Genomic DNA, 20,412 nt, shown 5'->3' with positions numbered 1-20,412 from the left:
GATAATAATAGCAAATTGATGAATCGCCATTTTTTACATATAAGTTTAGTCCTGTTGGTATTTTTAACCAGTTTAAGTTGCAAGTCTTTGAAAAGCAATTCAGGTTCTGGGTTAAAAGAAAAATCAGCTAGAGCGGTGATGAATAGGTATGAAGATAATTTTGCCGACTTTAAAACGGCCAATGGAACTATGAAGGCGAAGTATAAGGCTGAAGAGGGTTCCCAATCCATTACTATTTCATACAGAATAGATAAAGATAAGGCGATTTGGATGAGTGCAAAATTGATGGGATTATTGACCGTTGCTAAAGTCTATATTACCCCAGATCGGTTTATGTATTATGAAAAGATAAATAAAACTTACTTTGATGGTGATTTTTCAATGGCCAAAGAGTTTCTGGGAATTGATGTCAACTTTCAAAATCTTCAGAACTTATTAGTAGGCAAACCAATGTTCGATCTCGAAAAGAAACAAATGCTCTTTGATGAGGATACCTATGTTTTTCTGCAGAACATCAAAAATGTTTTAGCGTATTCGGCGAGTATAGATGGGCGTCAATTTGAAATGAAATCTCAATCTCTTCGGAATCAGAATAACGAAAGTTTGGTTATAGATTACGACCAATTTCAGTTGATCAATCAAAAAAAATTTCCATCAAAAATAAGAATGACTGCCCAAAATGGTGATGAGAAAGTGAGAATTGATCTGGATTATCGCTCGGTTAGTTTTGATGAAGAACTCAGTTTCCCCTTCTCTATTCCAAATAACTACGACCTTTTAGAATTTTGATGAAATACCTTCAATACATACTTGTCTTCCTCATGATTTGTGCTAGCCAACAGGTTTTTGCCCAAACTCGAGGAGAGCTTGAAGCTAAACGTCAAGCCATTCAGCAGGAAATTGACGAGATTAATAAAATTATAAGAACCACAGAGTCGAAAGGTAGATCTGCTTTAAGTGAGTTTGAAGACCTTCAGTATAGAATTAAAGCGACAGAAAGATTAATCCAAGTCAACAACCAAGAGGCAAATTTATTGACAAGAGAAATCACCAGCAATGCCAATAAAATTGATAGGTTTCGAAATGAGCTTAAACAGCTGAAGGACGATTATGAGCAAATGATACAGAAGTCTTACAGAAGTAAATCCAATAAAAGCAGGATTATGTTTTTGTTTTCTTCGGAGTCTTTTCTACAAGCTTACAAAAGGATTCAATACATGAAGCAGTTTGCACAATACCGCAAAAAGCAAGGTGTTGAGGTTATGGCGCAAACTAAAACACTGCAAAACCTAAATTCGACTCTGTTTGAGCAGCGCAGAGACCAAGAAAAAATATTGGCAGAGAATCGCCAAACGAAATCTAGGCTGGTGAGTGATAAAAACACACAAGAACAACTTCTAACCAGTATAAATAAACAGAAGAAAAAATATGCTCAGGAGCTTAATCAAAAGCAAAAAGAAGTGAGTAGGATAGATCGTGAAATCGATAGATTGATACGGGAAGCTATTGCGATAGAAAATAAAAAAGTGGGATCGGATGCCAAGGCAACCTTTAAGCTCACACCAGAAGCAAAGGCTTTAGCCAAAGATTTTGCCAATAATAAGGGCAAGCTTCCTTGGCCAGTAAAATCTGGAATTGTGTCTATGCGCTTTGGTGAACGCCCGCATCCTATTGTCAAAACCATTAAGATAATGAGTAACGGGGTAAGGATAGATACTGAGAAAAACGGCATCGCAAGAGCTGTTTTTGAAGGAGAGGTAAGCCAGATAAGTAAAATTCCAGGCGCCAATGTTGTGGTTATGGTAAGACACGGGGACTATTTATCTATCTATAATAACCTCCAAAGAGTATTTGTAAAATCTGGAGATAAGGTAGAACGAGGAGAAGAACTAGGGGAGATAGGGATTAATTCATCTTCAGGTAAAACGACTCTCATCTTTCAACTGTTTAAGAATACTTCTAAACTAAATCCGGAACAGTGGATTTATAAAATGTAATTCTTAAATATCTATAGGTATTTTATCCAGACTCATAAGCTTATGGTAAATCCTTTATTTTTAACCAAGTCTTAACAACTCAGAATGGATTTAATTTTCAATTTGCAACTTGATATAAGAATAAGTTATAACGCTATAAGATATTAAATATGGATCAGGATCAAGCTAATGTAGACATTGCCTCGATTAACGAAAAAATTGAAAAAGAAAGTGCTTTTGTAGACATTCTCACTAACGAAATGAATAAAGTGATCGTTGGTCAAAAGCACATGATAGAAAGGCTATTGATAGGTCTCTTGGGACAAGGCCATATTTTATTAGAAGGGGTGCCAGGTTTGGCAAAGACTCTAGCGATTAACACGTTAGCTAAAGCTGTACAGGGAAGTTTTAGCAGGATTCAATTTACGCCAGACTTACTGCCTGCCGATGTTGTAGGAACCATGATCTTCAACATGAAAGAAAATGAATTCAGCATTAAAAAAGGACCGATTTTCGCCAACTTTGTTTTAACCGATGAGATCAATCGTGCGCCTGCCAAAGTACAATCTGCCTTGCTAGAAGCTATGCAGGAAAAGCAAGTGACTATTGGAGATGAAACGTTTATACTGGATAAGCCTTTCTTGGTAATGGCCACTCAAAATCCCGTGGAGCAGGAAGGAACATACCCTTTACCCGAAGCTCAAGTGGATAGATTTATGCTGAAAACAGTTATAGATTATCCAACCATTCAAGAAGAGCAACTGGTGATGAGGGCCAATCTCGATAACAGTTTTGGAAAAGTGAACCCCGTTATTTCTATCGAGCAAATCCTGAGAGCTCAAAGCGCTGTGAGGGAGGTGTATATGGACGAAAAAATTGAAAAGTATATTTTGGACATCGTTTTTGCGACTCGTTATCCAGAGAAATATAAATTGGCCGAGATCAAACCTTTAATAAGTTTTGGAGCTTCTCCAAGGGGAAGTATCAACTTGGCAATAGCCGCCAAATGCTATGCCTTCATAAAAAGAAGGGGTTATGTTATACCAGAAGACGTTAGAGCAGTGGTCTACGATGTGCTAAGACACAGAGTAGGAATTACCTACGAAGCCGAGGCAGAAAATATAAAATCTGAAGATCTTATAAGCAAAATTATAAATGAAATAGAAGTCCCGTAAATTTTGTATTTAAAATTAAGTGTACAAATTTTAAATCGCTTAATAATCAAAATTCCTTAACGATTTAGTTCTAGATCGAATCATTAGTTTGCACAATCCATGGATACCAAATCGCTTTTAAAGAAAGTTAGAAAAATAGAAATCAAAACGCGTCGGTTAAGCGATCATGTTTTTGGTGGAGAATACCATTCTACATTCAAAGGGCGAGGGATGACTTTTAGTGAGGTCAGAGCCTACCAGTTTGGAGATGACGTAAGATCTATAGATTGGAATGTGACTGCTCGATACAATGAGCCTTTTATAAAAGTTTTTGAAGAAGAACGGGAGTTAACGATGATGTTGCTTGTAGATATTTCTGAATCTACTGCCTTTGGGACTAGAGAAACCTTTAAGAAGGATATCATAACAGAAATGTCAGCCACCTTAGCTTTTTCGGCCACTCAAAATAATGATAAGATTGGCTTGATGTTATTTTCAGATCAGATAGAGCTATATATCCCACCTAAAAAAGGGAGAATGCATGTTTTGAGAATTATAAGGGAACTCATTGAGTTTAAGCCCTCTCATAAAACTACCGACTTGACAAAAGCCTTCAAATACCTTATCGATATGATGAAGAAAAAAGCGATAGTATTTGTGATGTCAGATTTCTTATCTGACGACTATGAGCATACCTTGAAGATTTTAGGCAAGAAGCATGATGTCACGGGAATCCGTATTTTCGATAAGCGAGAAGAAGAACTTCCTAATTTAGGAATGGTCCAAATGCGAGATGCTGAAACAGGCGAGGCTATGTGGGTCAATACGTCAAGTAAATCTACAAGGAAAGCCTTTACAAAACAGTATAGAGATCGAGTAGATTATTTTCAAAGAGCCTTCAAGCTAAGTGGATCCGGCTATTTAAGCAATCGAGTCGATGAAAACTATGTGATAAAACTCCTTGGCTATTTCAAATCCAGATAAGAGTTATGCAAAAACCATTACATCCATATAGCTTCGATATGACACGGAAACTCACTTTGACCTTTATCTCAGTGTTTGTTTTTGGCTTCTCTTATTCACAAGAGGTAAATTTCAAAACCAACGCGGATACCATTAAAATTGGAGAGCAGGTTGATTATACCATTGAAGTTGAAAATATAAGTAACGAAGACTTTGTGGTGTTTCCGAAAGATCAAACTTTTGTGCCTTTGGAGATGGTCGAAGATTATAAAATCGATACCACACAACCTGAAGCAAAAAACTTTAAACTCACCAAGCTTTATAAACTTACACAATTCGATTCTGGAACCTACTCTGTTCCTCCTCAAATGGTGAAAATTAACGATAAGGCGTTTTACACAGACACCCTTAAGATACGAGTTAATGATGTGGTTTTGGATACGACTCAACAAAAGTTGTTTCCTATAAAACCATCAATTGGAGTAGAAAAGCCGTTCCGCATCGCTTCCTGGTTCTGGTGGACGATAGGAATAATAGCTGTATTAGCTATTATAGCTTTCTTATTATTCAAATTCAAAAAGAAAAGAGATCTAGCCAAAAAGAGAATTCCTCCTTTTGAACAAGCGATGATATATCTTAAAGAATTAGATACGTCTTCCGCATTAGAGTCTCGAAATTTTAAGGAGTATATTACAGAACTAACTAATATTACTAGAAGATATCTGGAAGAAAAACTAGAAATAAGAGCTCTAGAATTTACGACCAATGAACTTATTTCAGAATTAATATTTAGAAAAGAAAAGAGAAAGCTGGCGTTGAAAGACGACATCATAGCAGAGTATGAAAAGATTCTAAGAAGAGCTGATCTAGCAAAATTCGCTAAAAGTAAACCCGATCTTATTACCCTAAAGTCGGATAGAAAGCAAATTGAAAATTTTTTAAAAAATGTTCAAAGTGCTATTCCACAAATCACAGAGGAGGAAAACAAAAAAGACAAAGCGTTTCAAGAAGCACTAGCGAAGAAACGAAGAAAACAAAAATGGATTGTAGGAATTATCCTTGGAGCAGTCTTGATTATAGCTGTACTTTCTGCGGTGATAGCCACCAAAGGATATGCTTATGTTAAAGATAATATCATTGGGAACCCAACCAAAGAATTGTTGGAAGGCAATTGGATGACTAGTGATTACGGAGTTCCGCCAATGAGTATGACAACTCCAAAAGTGTTGGTTCGAGGGGATTATGAACTTCCTGAAAGTCTAAAACAGAATGTAGCAGACAGAGAGATGTATAGCTCTGGATCTATGTACCAAAGCCTTTATATAGTGCTAAATCAAATACGCTTTAAAGAAGCTCAAGAGATAAATCTAGATGCTGTTGTGGATGGTATTTATACTGATTTTGAAGAAAGAGGGGCTTATAACATCCTGTCTAAATCTGAAGAGTTTGAAACTATTGGAGGGGTAAAAGGGAAAAAAGTATTTGGAAGTTTTGCCATAGAAAACCCGATTACCAAAAGCGACATTAGAAAAGAATATCAAATTTTGAATTTTGGTAAAGGAGGATTCCAGCAAATTATCATAATCCGAGATGGTGATGATGAATATGGAGAAAGTATTACTAAACGAATTATCAATGCAGTTGAATTTAAATCTTTAGAAAAATGATGATTTTTGAAAACTTTACTTTTGAAAATCCAAGTTGGTTTTGGCTTTTACTTTCCATTCCCTTAGCTGTGTTTTGGTATTGGAAAAAAAGAGATCAACAAAATGCTAGTATAAAGATGTCAAGTACGCAGGGGTTTAAGATGAGTACTTTAGCGAAGTTACGTCCCCTTCTCTTTATCTTAAAAATGCTAGCCTTGGTGTTATTAACTATAGCGATGGCAAGACCAAGAACTGTAGATGTGACTACCAAAGTCAAGAAAACAGAAGGAATTGATATAATTATGGCTGTAGATATCTCTGCTAGTATGTTGGCTAGAGATTTGGAACCCAACCGGCTTGAAGCTTTAAAAAAAGTAGCTATTAATTTTATAGAAGGCCGACCAAACGATCGTATCGGACTTGTTATTTACGCTGGAGAAAGTTATACCAAAACTCCTTTAACCACTGATAAGTCAATCATATTTAATGCTATCAACGATCTGGAGTATAGTCAAAACATAGAAGGAGGAACTGCTATAGGGATGGGATTGGCCACCTCCGTCAATAAATTAAAAGATAGTAAGGCCGAAAGTAAAGTGATTATTCTATTAACTGATGGTGAGAACAATGCAGGCTTTATTGATCCTAAGACAGCAACACAACTCGCAACAGAATACGATATTAAAACCTACACCATTGGAGTAGGCAGCAATGGTATGGCATTATCTCCTGTGGGGATAAAAGCTAACGGACAATTTGAATATAGAAATATTGAAGTCAAAATCGATGAAGCTTTGCTTAAAACCATAGCTGAAAGTAATGGTGGTAAATACTTTAGAGCTACTGACAACCAAAAATTTGAAGCTATTTATGAAGAGATTGACGCCTTAGAAAAAACAGAAATTGAAGAATTTAAGTTTTATAATTACGATGAGAAATATAGAATCTTCCTTATTCTAGCTGGAGGTTTATTACTTATAGAATTTTTATTGAAACACACACTTTTTAGAAGCTTTGTATAAATGTTTATAATAGAAGAACAAATTTATTTTTGGGGTTTCCTAGTGTTACCAATCTTGCTGTTTCTGTTCTTGAACCATGTGTATTGGAAAAAGAAAGCTCAACACAAATTTGCAGACCTAAAGCTTTTTAAAAAGCTGGCCCCTGACCAATCGAGTTTTAAAGCCAATTTAAAGTTCATAGTTTTAGCCCTTGCCTTTTGTTGTTTTGTCATGGCTTTAGTCAACCCAAAGTTAGGGACCAAAATGGAAACTATTAAGCGAGAAGGAGTAGATATTGTTTTTGCTCTGGATGTCTCAAAAAGTATGTTAGCCGAAGACATTGCTCCTAACAGACTGGAAAAATCAAAGCGAATCATCACCGAAATAGTGAATAAGCTTACTGCAGACCGCGTGGGATTAGTAGGTTATGCGGGGAGCGCTTTCCCTCAAGTCCCCATTACGACAGACTATGCGAGTACAAAGACTTTTTTGCAAAGCATGAATACCGACATGGTGTCCAGTCAAGGTACAGCCATTTCACAAGCTATAGACTTAGCAAAATCGTATTATAATGACGATGATCAAACCAATAAAGTTTTGATTATTCTTTCTGAAGGTGAAGATCATGACAGTAATGTTGAAAGTATGGCAGAAACAGCTGCAGCTGAAGGGATTAAAATATATACTATCGGCGTAGGAACCGAACGAGGGGATCCTATTCCTATTAAAAAAGAAGGTAGAATTCAATCCTACTTAAAAGATGATAACGGAGAAATTGTCATCACTAAAAGAGATACGGAAACGCTTCAAAAAATCGCTGAAATTGGGAATGGGGCTTATATAGATGGGACGAACACGTCTAATGCTGTTGACGATATCTTAAAAGAATTACAAAAAATTGAAAAAACAGAGTTTGAAGCAAAACAATTTGCCGACTTTAAGAGTAAATATCAATGGTTTCTAGCTTTTGGTATATTTTTGGTTCTATTTGATATCTTGCTATTAGAGCGTAAAACAGCTTGGATAAAGAGATTAAATTTATTTAATGAACATGAAAAAGAGGATGCTTAGAAGAAAAATAGTATTGACCACAGTGATTTTGGCCTTTGGTGTTGCCCTAGGTAATGCTCAAAATATCTCTAAGGCTTCCAAAGAAACCAAAACATTACTGGCTGAGGCACAAATCAATGCAGGCAATTTCCCTATTTCTGAAGCTAAAGTTCGCGAAGCCAAAGCAATGGACCAAGACAATTCAGATATCAGTTACAATTTTGGAAATTTGTATCTAGAAAACAATGAGATTGAATCTGCTAAACTTCGCCTTATTGAGGCGATTGAGTCTACAGAAGATAAATCACTAAAGCATAAAAGTTACCATAACTTGGGGAACACCTTTATGAAAGAGGAGCAATATCAAATTGCTGTAGAGGCGTATAAAGATGCTTTACGTAACAATCCTACAGATGAAGAAACCAGATATAATCTTGCTTATGCCAAGTCGAAATTGAAAGATGAGAAAAACGACGGCAGTAAGGATGGTGACGACAAAGAGGATAAAAGTCAGGATAAAAAAGAAGACGAAAGTAAGGAGAATAAGGACAAAGGCGATAACGAGGATAAGGAAAAAGAGGACAAAAATAAAGATCAAGAGGAAGAAAAAGGCGATCAAAACGAAAATAAAGAGGATCAAAAAGATAAAGAAGGAGATAAAGGCAAGCAGGAAAAAGAACAAGAAGGAGATGGTGGGAAAGATGAGCAAAAGCAGCCACAACAACCTCAAAATAAAAAAGGGCAAATCTCTCCAGAGCAAATTGAGCGTTTGCTAGAAGCTATAGAGAATCAAGAGAAAGATGTGCAGGAAAAACTCAATGCACAAAAAGCCAAAGGACAAAAATCCAAAACAGGAAAAGACTGGTAAAACATGAAAAGTGTAACATTCTTAATGTTGTTTTTAATAGGGCTAACCTCGTTAGCTCAAGTTACTTTTACGGCAGAAGCAAGTAGAACAAAAATTGGAATAAACGAACGTTTAAAAGTTGATTTTACCGTAGATGCTAACGGAGACAATTTTATACCTCCAAATTTCAACGGTCTTCGAAAAATTGGAGGCCCTAACCAATCTTTTTCTCAATCCTGGAAAAATGGTCAGAGTTCATTTCAAAAAACGTTTACGTATTTATTTCAGCCAGAGAAAAGAGGGACTATTACTATTGGCCAAGCAGAAATTACAGTAGAGGGTCAAGTCTATAAGACCTCACCAATTCAAATAGAAGTCACTGCTGCAGTCGATACCCCCAATCAATCTAAAGCGGTTGCCGAGGCGGGTGACGGCATACATCTCATAGCAGAAGTGAGTAAATACCAACCCTACCTCAACGAAGGCATTTATGTGGTGTACAAGCTTTTTTTGAGTCCTACGGTGAACATTAGAAACTGGAGACCTTTGGATGATCCTAAATTTGAAGGCTTTTGGAGTCAAAATATCAATATTGATCAATTAGAACTGAAACAAGGAGAATTTGGAGGACAGCCTTATCGTTATGTCGAACTTCGTAAAACAGTTCTTTATCCTCAAAGAACAGGGGAGTTGAAAATTGAGCCCCTATCGCTAGCTGTTTCTGTAGAAGTCCCCACAGACCAAAGGGATTTTTTTGGAAGACGAACCTACGAGGTTGTCGAAAAGAATTTTTCTGCCAATACCCGAATTGTAGATGTGAAACCTCTTCCAGAAGAGGGAAAGCCTGAAAATTTCTCTGGTGCAGTAGGTGAGTTTGATTTTAAACTAAAAGCTAACAGACAAGAACTAGATGCCCAAATGTCTTTGGAATTGACTTCAGAAGTGAGTGGAAAAGGAAATTTGAAACTGTTCAATATGCCAGTAATTCGCACGCCATCTTCATTTGAACTGTATGAGCCGGAGCGTCAAGAAAGCGTAAGAACGTCGAGTCTAGGTATGCAGGGTAGAGTGAGTGAAAAATACACTGTGATTCCAGAATTCAAGGGAGATTACACCATACAATCTGTACCTTTTTCTTATTTCAATCCAAGAACTGAATCTTACGAGACTTTAAATTCTAGTCCTATTTCTATAAAAGTCAATTCGGGACCAGAGCGGCCGAGAGAACCTATAACGACTTCAGGGGGTGATAACGCTAAAGCTCAAAATATAATATCCTCTAAGAACAACTTCAATTATATAAAGTTGAAGACCAGCCTCAAGCAAAAGGATAATCCAGTGTTTTTCCAGTCTCCATTATACTGGACATTATTCATTACCCCTTTTTTAGCGATACCGTTTATGCTGATTTTTGGGAAAGTAAAAAACAGAGAAACAGATCAGAATCAATTACTACAAAAAAGAGCGAACAAGTTGGCTAAGCGCTATTTATCTGAAGCTAAAAAGAATTTAGGAACTTCTCAGCTTTTTTATGAAGCCTTAGAAAGAGCTTTTCATAATTATCTAAAAGCTAAATTGAAAATCCAGACCTTGGAAATGCATAAAGATAAAATTCAAGAGCTCTTAAGTGCGAATGGCATTTCTCAAGAAACGACTACTCAATTTTTAAAACTTCTTGAAAATTGTGAATTGGCCAGATATACGCCTTCAGTGGCTAAGGATATGCAGACTGATTTTGAAAAAGCCGCAAAAGTGATTTCTGAAATTGATAAAGAAGTTTAATATGACATACTATCTCTACCTATTAATAGGAATCATCAGCTATACTGGATTTTCTCAATCTGAAGATACTTTCGAAAAAGCAAACGACGCTTTTGCCGATGACCAATTTCCTAAAGCTGTCCAGCTGTACTCTAGTTTATTGGATGAGGGCTTAGTTTCAACTGAATTATACTTCAATTTGGGGAACGCTTATTTTAAACAGAATGATTTGGCCAATGCTATATTTCATTATGAAAAAGCACTTCAACTCAACCCTGCAGACCAAGAGGTGAGACAAAATCTTGAGATTGCCAACACCCAAACTATCGATAAGATTGAAAACGTACCAGAGTCCAATTTAAGCACCATGGTCTATACTACTACACACCTGTTAAAGGTGAATACTTGGGCTTGGGTAAGTGTCATTTTTTCTTTCTGTTTTGGTTTTTTTATGGTGTTGTATTTTAGATCTGGGACCACTCGTAAAAAACGTATCAACTTTTTTATTGCAATTTTATTTTTAGTGTTTGGAGTAACTAGTTTGCTATTTGGACGTTTCCAAAATCAATTTTTAGGAGAGCAGTCCTTTGCCATTATTTTTGAAGATCAAGTACAAGTTCATGTAGAGCCTAACTCAAGAAGTGATGTTAATTTTCAAATGAACAAAGGTAGTAAAGTAAGTACAGGCTCTACCTTTAGAGACTTTACTCAAATAGAACTCTCCGACGGGTCTAAAGGCTGGGTTAAGACTCTAATTTTAAAAAAACTATAACATTAGCTAGTCATCCTATTTCTATAATTAATCTATATATTTACGTTATATATGAGATTAAAATTATTTATACTTATTTTTTCCTTTTCTAACCTTATTATCACTCCTACTTTGTTGATGATATCGGTAGAAAGTGATGTGGACATTAGTTTTGTATTCAATGCTAATGAGGAAGAAAACTCAGAAAAAAATAATGTATCTTTTAGTGATTACATCATTGATGATAACTTAATAACCGCTGGTTCCATATATAGAGACACATCTAGTTCAACGACACCTTACCTTTTGAACTACGAAGCTATCAATCAAAAAATAGTCTGTCCCCCTCCTGATTTTTTATAATTGAATTCGTCATTTTTTTCAATTATTTATTAAATCAATAAATGTTCTTTTCTTAAGGAGCATGGACAAATCAATTTTATGTTTAAACATTTAAACAAAGACCTACCTTCTAGTGTAGTTGTCTTTTTTGTAGCACTACCCTTATGTTTGGGTATTGCATTAGCTAGTGGGGCTCCCCTTTTTGCTGGAGTTATAGCTGGAATAATAGGAGGTATTGTGGTGGGTTCCATAAGTGGATCTTCAGTAGGAGTAAGCGGCCCAGCAGCGGGTCTGGCAGTTATAGTATTAAGTGCAATTGCAAGCTTAGGCAAATATGAGTACTTCTTGGTCGCTGTGGTTATAGGAGGAGCTATTCAAATTTTATTAGGTATCTTAAAAGCTGGAGTCATAGGATACTATTTCCCATCCTCAGTTATAAAGGGAATGCTAGCAGGAATTGGTATTATCATTTTTTTAAAGCAATTCTCCGTCGCTTTTGGCTTACCAGATAGTTATGATTTTTTTCATTATAGTATAAAGGTGATGATAGATAATATCATCCTAGCTTGGGGAGGCCTCTCCATAGGGACTCTAAGCATTACACTAATCAGTATTGGGATTATGTTATTTTGGTCCAGTGTTTTAGAAAAAAAACACCACTTTTTTAAAGTAGTTCCAGGTCCCTTAGTCGCAGTTATTGCTGGGATTCTTTATAAGTTATTTATAGAAGATGACAGTGTATTTGGAATTGCAGATTCCAATCTAGTTTCAGTTCCTGTACCTAGTAGTTTTTCAGATTTCATTACTCAATTCACTTTCCCAGATTTCTCAATTATCACAAGCACAGAAGTTTGGGTTGTCGGGTTTACAATTGCAGTTGTGGCTAGTTTGGAAACTTTGCTAAGTGTCGAAGCAACAGATAAGCTTGATCCCAGAAAGCGAGTAACACCAACAAATAGAGAATTGATTGCTCAAGGAACAGGAAATATGCTCTCGGGTTTTATAGGAGGCTTACCCATTACTCAAGTGATTGTAAGAAGTTCTGCCAACATCCAATCTGGAGGGCGTACAAAATTATCTGGAATATTACATGCTGTATGGTTGCTTCTCGCAGTCGTTTTTATCCCAGATTTACTTAACCTCATCCCATTAGCGGTTCTCGCAGGAGTCTTATTTATTGTAGGCTATAAGCTAGCGAAACCTTCTTTATTCGTAAAGATGTTTAAGCTTGGAAAAACTCAGTTTTTACCTTTTATGGTGACCGTAACAGGTATCGTTTTAAGTGATTTGCTCACAGGAATAGGTTTAGGCCTTGTTGTAGGTCTAATTGTAATTCTCATTAATAGTTATAAAAACTCGCATTTCTTAAATGTAGAAGATAAAACGGGTGATGGGAAACTCGTAAAAATGACTTTTGCTGAAGAAGTTACGTTTTTCAATAAAGGGGCAATCTTAAAATCTCTTAATGATATTGCATCACATTCCAATGTTGAAATTGATATCAGAAAATCTAAATATCTGGATTACGATATTTTAGAAATTCTTGAAGATTTTAAAACTAAAGCTAAAAATAGGGATATTTATATAACCATCATTTCAGACCGAGGGAAATTCGAAAATCCAGACAGTTATCAGAAATTTTTTAACCTAAAGTCAAACTACTAATTATGGGATTAAATAAAATCATTACTAAATTAGAGCAAGAGGCGCTTACTCCAGATGAAATCTTAAATGATCTAATGGAAGGAAATAATCGGTTTACATCAGATAATTTTCATTCTAGAGATTACAACGCTCTAAAGGTTAGTGCTACTGTTGGTCAATATCCTAAAGCTGTTATTCTATCTTGTGTCGATAGCCGTGTTCCTGTGGAAACTGTTTTCGATCAGGGTATAGGTGATATTTTTGTCGCTAGAGTTGCGGGAAATTTTGAAAATAAAGATATTCTTGGAAGTATGGAGTATGCTTGTAAAGTGGCGGGGAGTAAGCTCGTTTTTGTGATGGGTCACGAGAGCTGTGGAGCTGTAAGCGCGGCTTGTGATGGAATAGAATTAGGAAACATCACCCATCTATTAAGCAATATAAAACCAGCTGTTGAAGCCGTCAAAACAGAAGGTAAGAGAGATTCTACCAATAAAAAATTTGTTCATGATGTGGTCGAAAAAAACGTCCGGTTAACTATGGAGAGGGTTCGTGAAAAGAGTCCTATTTTAAAAGATATGGAGTATAAAGGAGACATAAAGATTATAGGAGGAGTCTATTCTCTTCAGTCTGGCAAGGTAGAATTACTGTCTTAATCTGACTTTTTGTTTCCTTAAGACAGACTCTTGAAAGTTATTTTAGTAGATATTTTTATGCTTCATCAGTAGTATCCAACAAATTACTTGTTTCTATTAATTCCTCCAAAGAAGGTATAAGAGCAGAGCTCACTTCTTTTATAGTCGACACAATAAAAGAGTCCTGAAGTTTGGTTACTGCAAGAAACCTTTCATCAGTGTTGATATACTCAAAAATTAATATCAAAATAAAAATGAATAAGCCTGTTTTAACCACTCCAAAGAGTGCTCCTAGTAATCGATTAACCATTCCTAAGGCTATAGTATGTACTATTTTAGTCAAAATCTTACCCAAAATTGATACGGCGAGTGTTATGATTAGGAAGCTAATAAAAAAGCCGATAATTTCTATGTTGGAGGTCGACAGGTCTGTCCATCGAGTAAAGTAACTTTCTGCAATGTAACTATATTCTAAAGCGCCAAAGATCCCCGCTATTAAACCGATGATTCCAGTAAGCTCTAAAATAAAGCCTCTCTGGAATCCTCTTACAAGACCAATGAGAAGCAAAACACCAAGAATAATGTCCACTATATTCATGTCGTCAAATATAATCAAATCGATGAAAGCATTTACCTTTGCGGTATGAGAGATGAATTACTTAAAAAACGTTGGGAATCCCTTCAAAAGGCACTATCCGAACAGTTTGCAGATGGAGATCTGATGCAGCTCGATGCCATTATATACTTGGTAGGAGTACAAGAGTTAGGCAAACCACAAGATAAATTTAAAAAAGATGATAAAGTAAATTTGATTCACATCGGTATCTGTACACTTCTAGAGCCTTATGGATTCTATGAATTTGACTTTGTTGATGAAGATGGCTGGCCACATTTCAATAATATTTCAAAACTTCCAGTCTTAAAAGCAGGAGAACAAACGGTACTAATGAAAGAAGCTTTGGTATCTTATTTTCTTAAACGAGAGTATATAGAATAGTATGCTGAGTAATTAATATTTTTTATGGGGAACATGCTGCTTTTTTTTATAAATTTGCAAATTCATTTTACCAAACAGTATGATAGATAAGATAAAGGCGTATATATATGAGGTTGAGCGCTTTACAACAGATAATACAGAAGACTTAGAGCAATTTAGAATTCAGTATTTAGGAAAAAAAGGAATTTTGAATACCTTTTTTGCTGAATTTAAAAATGTGCCTAATGAACAAAAGAAAGAGTTTGGGAAAACGATAAATGAGTTGAAAGTTTCAGCTCAATCAAAAGTGGAGCAGCTGAAATCTGAAATTGCCTCAAAAATTGAGGATAAAGGGCTATACGGCGACCTCTCAAGACCTGGAGAGCCTCTTGAAATTGGTGCGAGACACCCTATTTCTCTAGTCAAGAATAGAATTACAACCATATTTTCTAATATTGGGTTTAACGTTTCTGAAGGACCTGAAATAGAAGACGATTGGCATAATTTCTCTGCCTTAAACCTTCCAGAATACCACCCTGCTCGGGATATGCAGGATACCTTTTTTATCCAAACCGATCCTAAAGATATTCTGTTAAGAACTCACACATCGAGCGTCCAAGTGAGGTATATGGAAAACAATGAGCCTCCTATACGAACGATTTCTCCAGGAAGAGTCTTTAGAAATGAAGACATTTCAGCTCGGTCTCATTGTATATTTCATCAAGTAGAAGGTTTGTACATTGATAAAAATGTATCTTTTAAAGACTTGAAGCAAACTTTGATTTATTTTACACAAGAGTTGTTTGGAAAGTCTAAAATTCGGTTAAGACCATCTTACTTCCCCTTTACAGAACCTAGTGCAGAAGTTGATATTTACTGGGGACTGGAAACAGAAACCGATTATAGAATCACAAAGGGGACTGGTTGGTTAGAAATTATGGGATGTGGAATGGTAGATCCAAATGTTTTGAAAAATTGCGATATCGATCCTAAAGAGTATAGTGGTTTTGCCTTTGGTATGGGTATAGAGCGAATAGCCATGTTGCTTTATCAAATTGGAGATATTCGAATGTTTTATGAAAATGATGTTCGCTTCCTTAAACAGTTTAAATCGTCATTGTAAATTTTTCAACATGAAAAAAGACATCGACAGGGACATTCCAAAAGTAAAAAACGTCTACATTGTCGCCTCTTATGAGTTCAATTCTATCTTTAAAGTAGACGAATGGACTATTTATCTCGTCAACGATAATACCGAGCCTTTAGAGACTGTTTTAGTGGTTTCTAAAGGAGAAAGCAACTCGAAAGCAACTTCTATTTTAAGGAAGAAATTAGATGTTTTACCTGTTAAGTCATTCGCCAAACTCGAGTTTCTCCATGACGATGTTTTAGAAGTAGATAATATTTTTCAAGTGACTTATTTTTTAGAAGGAAAGCTCCTTCATAAGGATTTCAGGTTTTCAAAATTCTCTCTGAAACCGGAAGTGGTTGTAGATTTACCCTTATTAAATTCAAAAGGAATCATAGCAGATTAATTTGGCGTTAAACTGGATTCTTTTTAACTTTTCTCAAATTCATCAATACTATAGATGATAAAATGAGAGCAATTCCAATCCATTTATAAAGATTTTGCTCTTCTTGTAAGACAAAATAGCCCATTAAAACAGCTACAGGTAACTCTATGGAAGAAATGATGGCGCCTAGACCTACATTTATTTTTGGCATACCTGCTGTAAAAAATAAGGGAGGTAAAATGGTTCCAAATAGAGCGAGAATTGGTCCCCATACTATAAAAATGCCAAAGTCCATATAGTTTATAAGTTCTGGAAGTGTAATCACAGAAACAACAAGGAGCCCTCCAAGCATCATCCATTTGCTTCGAGTAATAGGGTGATATTGAAGCCCAACACTATTGGATGTCATAATAGTAACCGTATAAGACAAGGCGGCGAGTATGCCGTATCCTATTCCTGCGAAATCTATCTCTTGTTTTTCTATAAGTAAATCTGCCGCCAAAACAGTACCTATTAAAATAAGGATAACCGAAAAAATCTTTCTTTTAGTAGGCTTTATCTTATTGATAATTCCATCCAAAACAACGCCTATCCATACGCTTTGCATCAGCAAGACAATACCAACAGAAACAGTGATGTATTGAATAGCTAAATAATAAAATATACTCGTAAATCCAAGAGACGTCCCAGATAGGATAAGATATAAAATAGTCTTGCGTCTCAGTTTTGAGTCCTTTATAGGAGGCTCACTTTTCTTTAGAAAGAGATTTAAAATAACCAAAGCTATAAAGCCAATAAGAAGCTGAGCAAAGGTCACTTCGTAAGGAGTGTAATGCTCCTCGTAAGCCAGTTTCACAAAAGTGGTAAGCAAGCCGTAGCAAGAAGCACCAAGAGCGACTAGAAGCCCTCCTTTTAAAATAGAATTCATAGTAAAGTAATGGTTAGTTTAGCTTATCAGCTAGTTTGGTAAAGACTTCTTTTGGATTTTCACCTTCGTATAAAACTTTATAAACGGAATTGATGATAGGAGTTTTGGGTTTTTTATTCCCGTAAGATTTACTGATTTCGTAAGCCGAATTAGTGGCATAATATCCTTCTGCGATCATGCTCATTTCCATTTGAGCACTTTTTACCGTATAGCCTTTTCCTATCATATTTCCAAAATAGCGATTACGGCTAAAGACTGAATATCCTGTGACCAACAAATCTCCTAAATACGCAGAATCATTGATATTTCGTTTCAATTTATAGCGTTTTTTGATGAAGCGTTTCATCTCCCGTATTGCATTACTCATCAAGACACTTTGGAAATTATCACCATAGCCTAAGCCATGAGCAATTCCTGCAGCAATAGCATAAATATTTTTGAGTACAGCAGCATACTCTGTACCGATAATGTCTTCGGAAATATTGCATTTTATATAGTCACTTCTCAAGTACGTTGCTAAGGTATTGGCATGATCGTCGTTGGCACAGGCCAAGGTTAAATAAGAAAGGCGTTCTAAAGCGACTTCTTCCGCATGGCAGGGTCCCGTGATCACCCCAATTTTGTCGAAAGGGATGTCATATTCATGATGAAAATGTTCCCCAACCAAACTCTGAGATTCTGGAACAATCCCTTTTATAGCACTAAATATGATTTTGTCTTTTAAACTGACCGTTACTTTATCAAGTTCTTTTTTTAAAAAGGCTGAAGGCACAACGAAGATTAGAAAATCTGATTCCTGGATGACCTTATTGATATCATCGGATAAGTTGATTTGCTTTGGGTCAAATTCTACGGCGCTAAGGTAATTTGGGTTGTGGTGCTCTTTCTCAATGTGGGTTATGACTTCTTTGTTTCTCATATACCAGTTCACTTGCGATACATTTTCACATAGCATTTTTACTATTGCGGTAGCCCAGCTTCCACCACCTATAACGCCAAAATTCGGATTAGAATTAGTCATATATTTTGTTTTAGTGTCTATATCTTAATTTCTATGTTCTATAGTTAATTTAAAAAATCTTAAAGATAATCACATTTACTCTTGGAGGAAAATACCTTTAAGTCGAGCACAGGCTATCTGCTTATTTATAAAAATTCATCTCATCCATATATTCCCAGACCTTGTGCTGAAGAAGAGGGCGTGTATTTTTACCAGATTTTATCATTTCCCTTATTAGCGTTGAAGAGATTTCCATTTGAGGAGTGGTGGTGATATTGATTTTTGGATGATTCAAGAACTGTTCAGGAACTTCAGATTTAGTGTGTCGTGGACAAATATAGATCTCATGGTTGTCCAAAATAGTTTGGAAATTTCTCCATTTATGGAAATTTACCAAATTATCCTCTCCCATAATCAAAGAAAAGTCTAAGTCTGGATGTGAATCTTTGAGTTCCGCTAGCGTCTTGGAGGTATAACTTGGTTGAGGTAAGTTAAATTCCACATCGCAAGGTTTTAATTTTTCATAATCCTCTGTACCTCGATAAACCAACTCTAATCTATGATGATTTTTTAAAAGATTTTTTTTCTTTTTAAACGGGCTCTGTGGAGTAATAACAAGCCAAACCTCATCCATGTCTGTATGTTCTACCAAATGATTTGCAATAATCAAATGCCCGATGTGAAAAGGATTGAACGTTCCAAAGTAAAGACCAACTTTTTTCATATCTACTGAATAAAATCTTTTACTAAGTGGTAGGCTTCGTCCAGAGCTTTATCCAAATCTTCATTGACTATAATATGGTCAAACTGTGGAGCGGTGGCCATTTCAATAGAGGCTTTTGCAACACGCATGGCAATGCGATCTTCAGACTCTGTTTTCCTTTTTTTAAGTCGGATTTTAAGTTCTTCGATACTTGGAGGCTCAACGAATACCGCTAAGGTTTGTGTGGGATAAATACGCTTAATATCCAACCCCCCCACAACGTCTATATCAAAAACCACATGTTTTCCCATAGCCCAGATTCTATCTATCTCAGAATTTAAGGTTCCGTAAAAGTTATCTCTGTACACCTCTTCCCATTCCAAAAAGTCATCGTTTTTAATATAGGATTTGAACGCCTTCAAATCCATAAAATAATAATCTTTTCCGTCGATTTCGTCTTCTCTTGGTGATCTAGAGGTTGCAGAAATCGAAAACTCTAGATTTAGATCCTCTTTGCTTAAGAGATGTCTTACAATAGTGGTTTTGCCAGATCCAGATGGAGCAGAAAATACAATGAGTTTGCCCTGTTTTGATTCGCCCATACCTATAATACGTTAAGGAGTTGCTCCTTTATTTTTTCTAGCTCATCCTTCATTTGTACAACGGCTTTTTGCATGGGAGCAAAGTTAGATTTACTGCCTATGGTATTGATCTCTCTTCCTATTTCCTGGCAAATAAAATTTAATTTTCTTCCGTTAGAATCTGAAGAGTTTAACGCTTTATTGAAATAATCTAGATGGTTGTCTAGCCTTGTTTTCTCTTCGGTGATATCGTATTTTTCTATGTAATAAATCAATTCTTGTTCGAAACGGTTTTCATCCACCTTCTGTTTTAGATCTTCAATGCCTTTTCGCAATCTAGACTTCACGTTGGCGATGCGTTCTGGATCGATGTCTTTTACTTTTAAAAGTAATTCGGTGAGGGTATCGATGCGAAGCTCAAAGTCTTTTTTTAAGACCTCTCCTTCATCGGATCTAAATTGATTAATCTGTTCTAAAGCCATTTCCAAAACTTTATAAACTGCTTCAGAATCCTCTTTTTCTAGCTCATTTTTTTCTGAACTCAAAGCGTTTGGCATTGACATTGCAATCTGTAACAAACGGTTGTAGTCTCCATTTGTAGAAGATGGAAATTGCTGAAGTTGACTCAGATAACTTTCAACTACTTTGATATTTATCTTTGCAGAGCTTTCTGCTTCATGCTTTTCTACCTGTAAGGACAAGTCTACTTTACCGCGTCCTAGTGCTTTTGATAATCTATTTCTAAGGGGAAGTTCTAGCTCTCTAAGTTCTGAAGGTAGTCTTACGTTAGCATCTAGATGCTTACTATTGAGAGATTTGAGTTCTGCTACAAAAGTTTTGCCAGCTACTTCCAATTTGCTTTTACCGTAACCGGTCATCGATTGAATCATAAAATCTTATCTAAAAAAGTTATGCAAAGGTAACAAATCCCACAGGAACTCCT

At 35.9% G+C, this 20,412-nt stretch carries 22 protein-coding genes; 16 read left to right on the top strand and 6 right to left on the bottom strand.

The window, feature by feature from the left end; all coding sequences use genetic code 11:
• Window positions 1–18: 18 nt before the first annotated feature.
• The 13 genes from lolB1 (at window position 19) to P700755_RS07800 (ending at window position 13,788) form a co-directional block, all read left to right on the top strand.
• Complete coding sequence (lolB1, locus tag P700755_RS07860; protein ID WP_015024167.1) at window positions 19–789, top strand: lipoprotein insertase outer membrane protein LolB1; 771 nt, start codon at window positions 19–21, stop codon at window positions 787–789.
• On the top strand, window positions 789–1,997 hold the full coding sequence (locus tag P700755_RS07855; RefSeq protein ID WP_041758242.1) for a murein hydrolase activator EnvC family protein: 1,209 nt from the start codon (window positions 789–791) through the stop codon (window positions 1,995–1,997). Before lolB1 ends, P700755_RS07855 begins: the two co-directional genes overlap by 1 nt.
• Window positions 1,998–2,146: 149 nt before the next feature.
• Window positions 2,147–3,151, top strand: a complete 1,005-nt coding sequence (locus tag P700755_RS07850) for an AAA family ATPase (protein ID WP_015024165.1) — start codon at window positions 2,147–2,149, stop codon at window positions 3,149–3,151.
• 99 nt (window positions 3,152–3,250) lie between these two features.
• Window positions 3,251–4,114 carry a DUF58 domain-containing protein gene (locus P700755_RS07845; protein ID WP_015024164.1) on the top strand — a complete coding sequence of 288 codons (864 nt, stop codon included), beginning with the start codon at window positions 3,251–3,253 and terminating at the stop codon, window positions 4,112–4,114.
• Window positions 4,115–4,119: 5 nt separating this feature from the next.
• Window positions 4,120–5,760: a hypothetical protein gene (locus tag P700755_RS07840; protein WP_015024163.1), complete on the top strand. Its 1,641-nt coding sequence runs from the start codon at window positions 4,120–4,122 to the stop codon at window positions 5,758–5,760.
• Window positions 5,757–6,761 carry a vWA domain-containing protein gene (locus tag P700755_RS07835; protein ID WP_015024162.1) on the top strand — a complete coding sequence of 335 codons (1,005 nt, stop codon included), beginning with the start codon at window positions 5,757–5,759 and terminating at the stop codon, window positions 6,759–6,761. Before P700755_RS07840 ends, P700755_RS07835 begins: the two co-directional genes overlap by 4 nt.
• On the top strand, window positions 6,762–7,811 hold the full coding sequence (locus P700755_RS07830) for a vWA domain-containing protein (RefSeq protein WP_015024161.1): 1,050 nt from the start codon (window positions 6,762–6,764) through the stop codon (window positions 7,809–7,811).
• The gene (locus P700755_RS07825) at window positions 7,786–8,658 is read left to right on the top strand and encodes a tetratricopeptide repeat protein (RefSeq protein WP_245536016.1); all 873 of its coding nucleotides are present in this window, start codon (window positions 7,786–7,788) and stop codon (window positions 8,656–8,658) included. Before P700755_RS07830 ends, P700755_RS07825 begins: the two co-directional genes overlap by 26 nt.
• 3 nt (window positions 8,659–8,661) lie before the next feature.
• Window positions 8,662–10,419 (top strand): BatD family protein, encoded by a 1,758-nt coding sequence (locus P700755_RS07820; protein ID WP_015024159.1) that lies wholly within the window; start codon window positions 8,662–8,664, stop codon window positions 10,417–10,419.
• Between the two features lies 1 nt (window position 10,420).
• Complete coding sequence (locus P700755_RS07815; protein WP_015024158.1) at window positions 10,421–11,170, top strand: tetratricopeptide repeat protein; 750 nt, start codon at window positions 10,421–10,423, stop codon at window positions 11,168–11,170.
• A gap of 51 nt (window positions 11,171–11,221) precedes the next feature.
• On the top strand, window positions 11,222–11,512 hold the full coding sequence (locus P700755_RS07810) for a hypothetical protein (protein WP_015024157.1): 291 nt from the start codon (window positions 11,222–11,224) through the stop codon (window positions 11,510–11,512).
• A gap of 78 nt (window positions 11,513–11,590) precedes the next feature.
• Window positions 11,591–13,156: a SulP family inorganic anion transporter gene (locus P700755_RS07805; protein ID WP_015024156.1), complete on the top strand. Its 1,566-nt coding sequence runs from the start codon at window positions 11,591–11,593 to the stop codon at window positions 13,154–13,156.
• A gap of 2 nt (window positions 13,157–13,158) precedes the next feature.
• Window positions 13,159–13,788 carry a carbonic anhydrase family protein gene (locus P700755_RS07800; RefSeq protein ID WP_015024155.1) on the top strand — a complete coding sequence of 210 codons (630 nt, stop codon included), beginning with the start codon at window positions 13,159–13,161 and terminating at the stop codon, window positions 13,786–13,788.
• Window positions 13,789–13,843: 55 nt separating this feature from the next.
• Here P700755_RS07800 and P700755_RS07795 read toward each other — a convergent pair whose 3' ends face one another.
• Window positions 13,844–14,365 (bottom strand): CvpA family protein, encoded by a 522-nt coding sequence (locus P700755_RS07795; RefSeq protein WP_041758240.1) that lies wholly within the window; start codon window positions 14,363–14,365, stop codon window positions 13,844–13,846.
• Window positions 14,366–14,410: 45 nt separating this feature from the next.
• On the opposite strand from P700755_RS07795, the gene P700755_RS07790 reads away from it, so the two are divergent.
• From P700755_RS07790 to P700755_RS07780, 3 genes are all read left to right on the top strand, one after another.
• Complete coding sequence (locus tag P700755_RS07790; RefSeq protein WP_015024153.1) at window positions 14,411–14,764, top strand: hypothetical protein; 354 nt, start codon at window positions 14,411–14,413, stop codon at window positions 14,762–14,764.
• A gap of 79 nt (window positions 14,765–14,843) precedes the next feature.
• Complete coding sequence (pheS, locus tag P700755_RS07785; protein ID WP_015024152.1) at window positions 14,844–15,866, top strand: phenylalanine--tRNA ligase subunit alpha; 1,023 nt, start codon at window positions 14,844–14,846, stop codon at window positions 15,864–15,866.
• A 10-nt stretch (window positions 15,867–15,876) separates the two neighbouring features.
• Window positions 15,877–16,278 (top strand): hypothetical protein, encoded by a 402-nt coding sequence (locus tag P700755_RS07780; RefSeq protein ID WP_015024151.1) that lies wholly within the window; start codon window positions 15,877–15,879, stop codon window positions 16,276–16,278.
• 7 nt (window positions 16,279–16,285) lie between these two features.
• On the opposite strand, the gene P700755_RS07775 is transcribed toward P700755_RS07780, so the two are convergent.
• The 5 genes from P700755_RS07775 to P700755_RS07755 form a co-directional block, all read right to left on the bottom strand.
• On the bottom strand, window positions 16,286–17,185 hold the full coding sequence (locus P700755_RS07775; protein ID WP_015024150.1) for an EamA family transporter: 900 nt from the start codon (window positions 17,183–17,185) through the stop codon (window positions 16,286–16,288).
• Between the two features lie 13 nt (window positions 17,186–17,198).
• On the bottom strand, window positions 17,199–18,206 hold the full coding sequence (locus P700755_RS07770; RefSeq protein WP_015024149.1) for an NAD(P)H-dependent glycerol-3-phosphate dehydrogenase: 1,008 nt from the start codon (window positions 18,204–18,206) through the stop codon (window positions 17,199–17,201).
• A gap of 121 nt (window positions 18,207–18,327) precedes the next feature.
• Window positions 18,328–18,909, bottom strand: a complete 582-nt coding sequence (gene nadD / locus P700755_RS07765; RefSeq protein ID WP_015024148.1) for a nicotinate (nicotinamide) nucleotide adenylyltransferase — start codon at window positions 18,907–18,909, stop codon at window positions 18,328–18,330.
• A 2-nt stretch (window positions 18,910–18,911) separates the two neighbouring features.
• Entirely contained in the window at window positions 18,912–19,490 is a 579-nt protein-coding gene (gene gmk, locus P700755_RS07760) for a guanylate kinase (RefSeq protein ID WP_015024147.1), read from the bottom strand.
• Window positions 19,491–19,492: 2 nt separating this feature from the next.
• Window positions 19,493–20,359, bottom strand: coding sequence for a YicC/YloC family endoribonuclease (locus P700755_RS07755; RefSeq protein WP_015024146.1), 867 nt, complete (start codon window positions 20,357–20,359; stop codon window positions 19,493–19,495).
• Between the last annotated feature and the right edge of the window lie 53 nt (window positions 20,360–20,412).

It is taken from the genome of Psychroflexus torquis ATCC 700755 (assembly GCF_000153485.2).
Taxonomy (GTDB): domain Bacteria; phylum Bacteroidota; class Bacteroidia; order Flavobacteriales; family Flavobacteriaceae; genus Psychroflexus; species Psychroflexus torquis.
The sequence above is the reverse complement of the archived record's forward strand: the minus strand, read 5'-3'. Positions and strand labels throughout refer to the sequence as shown.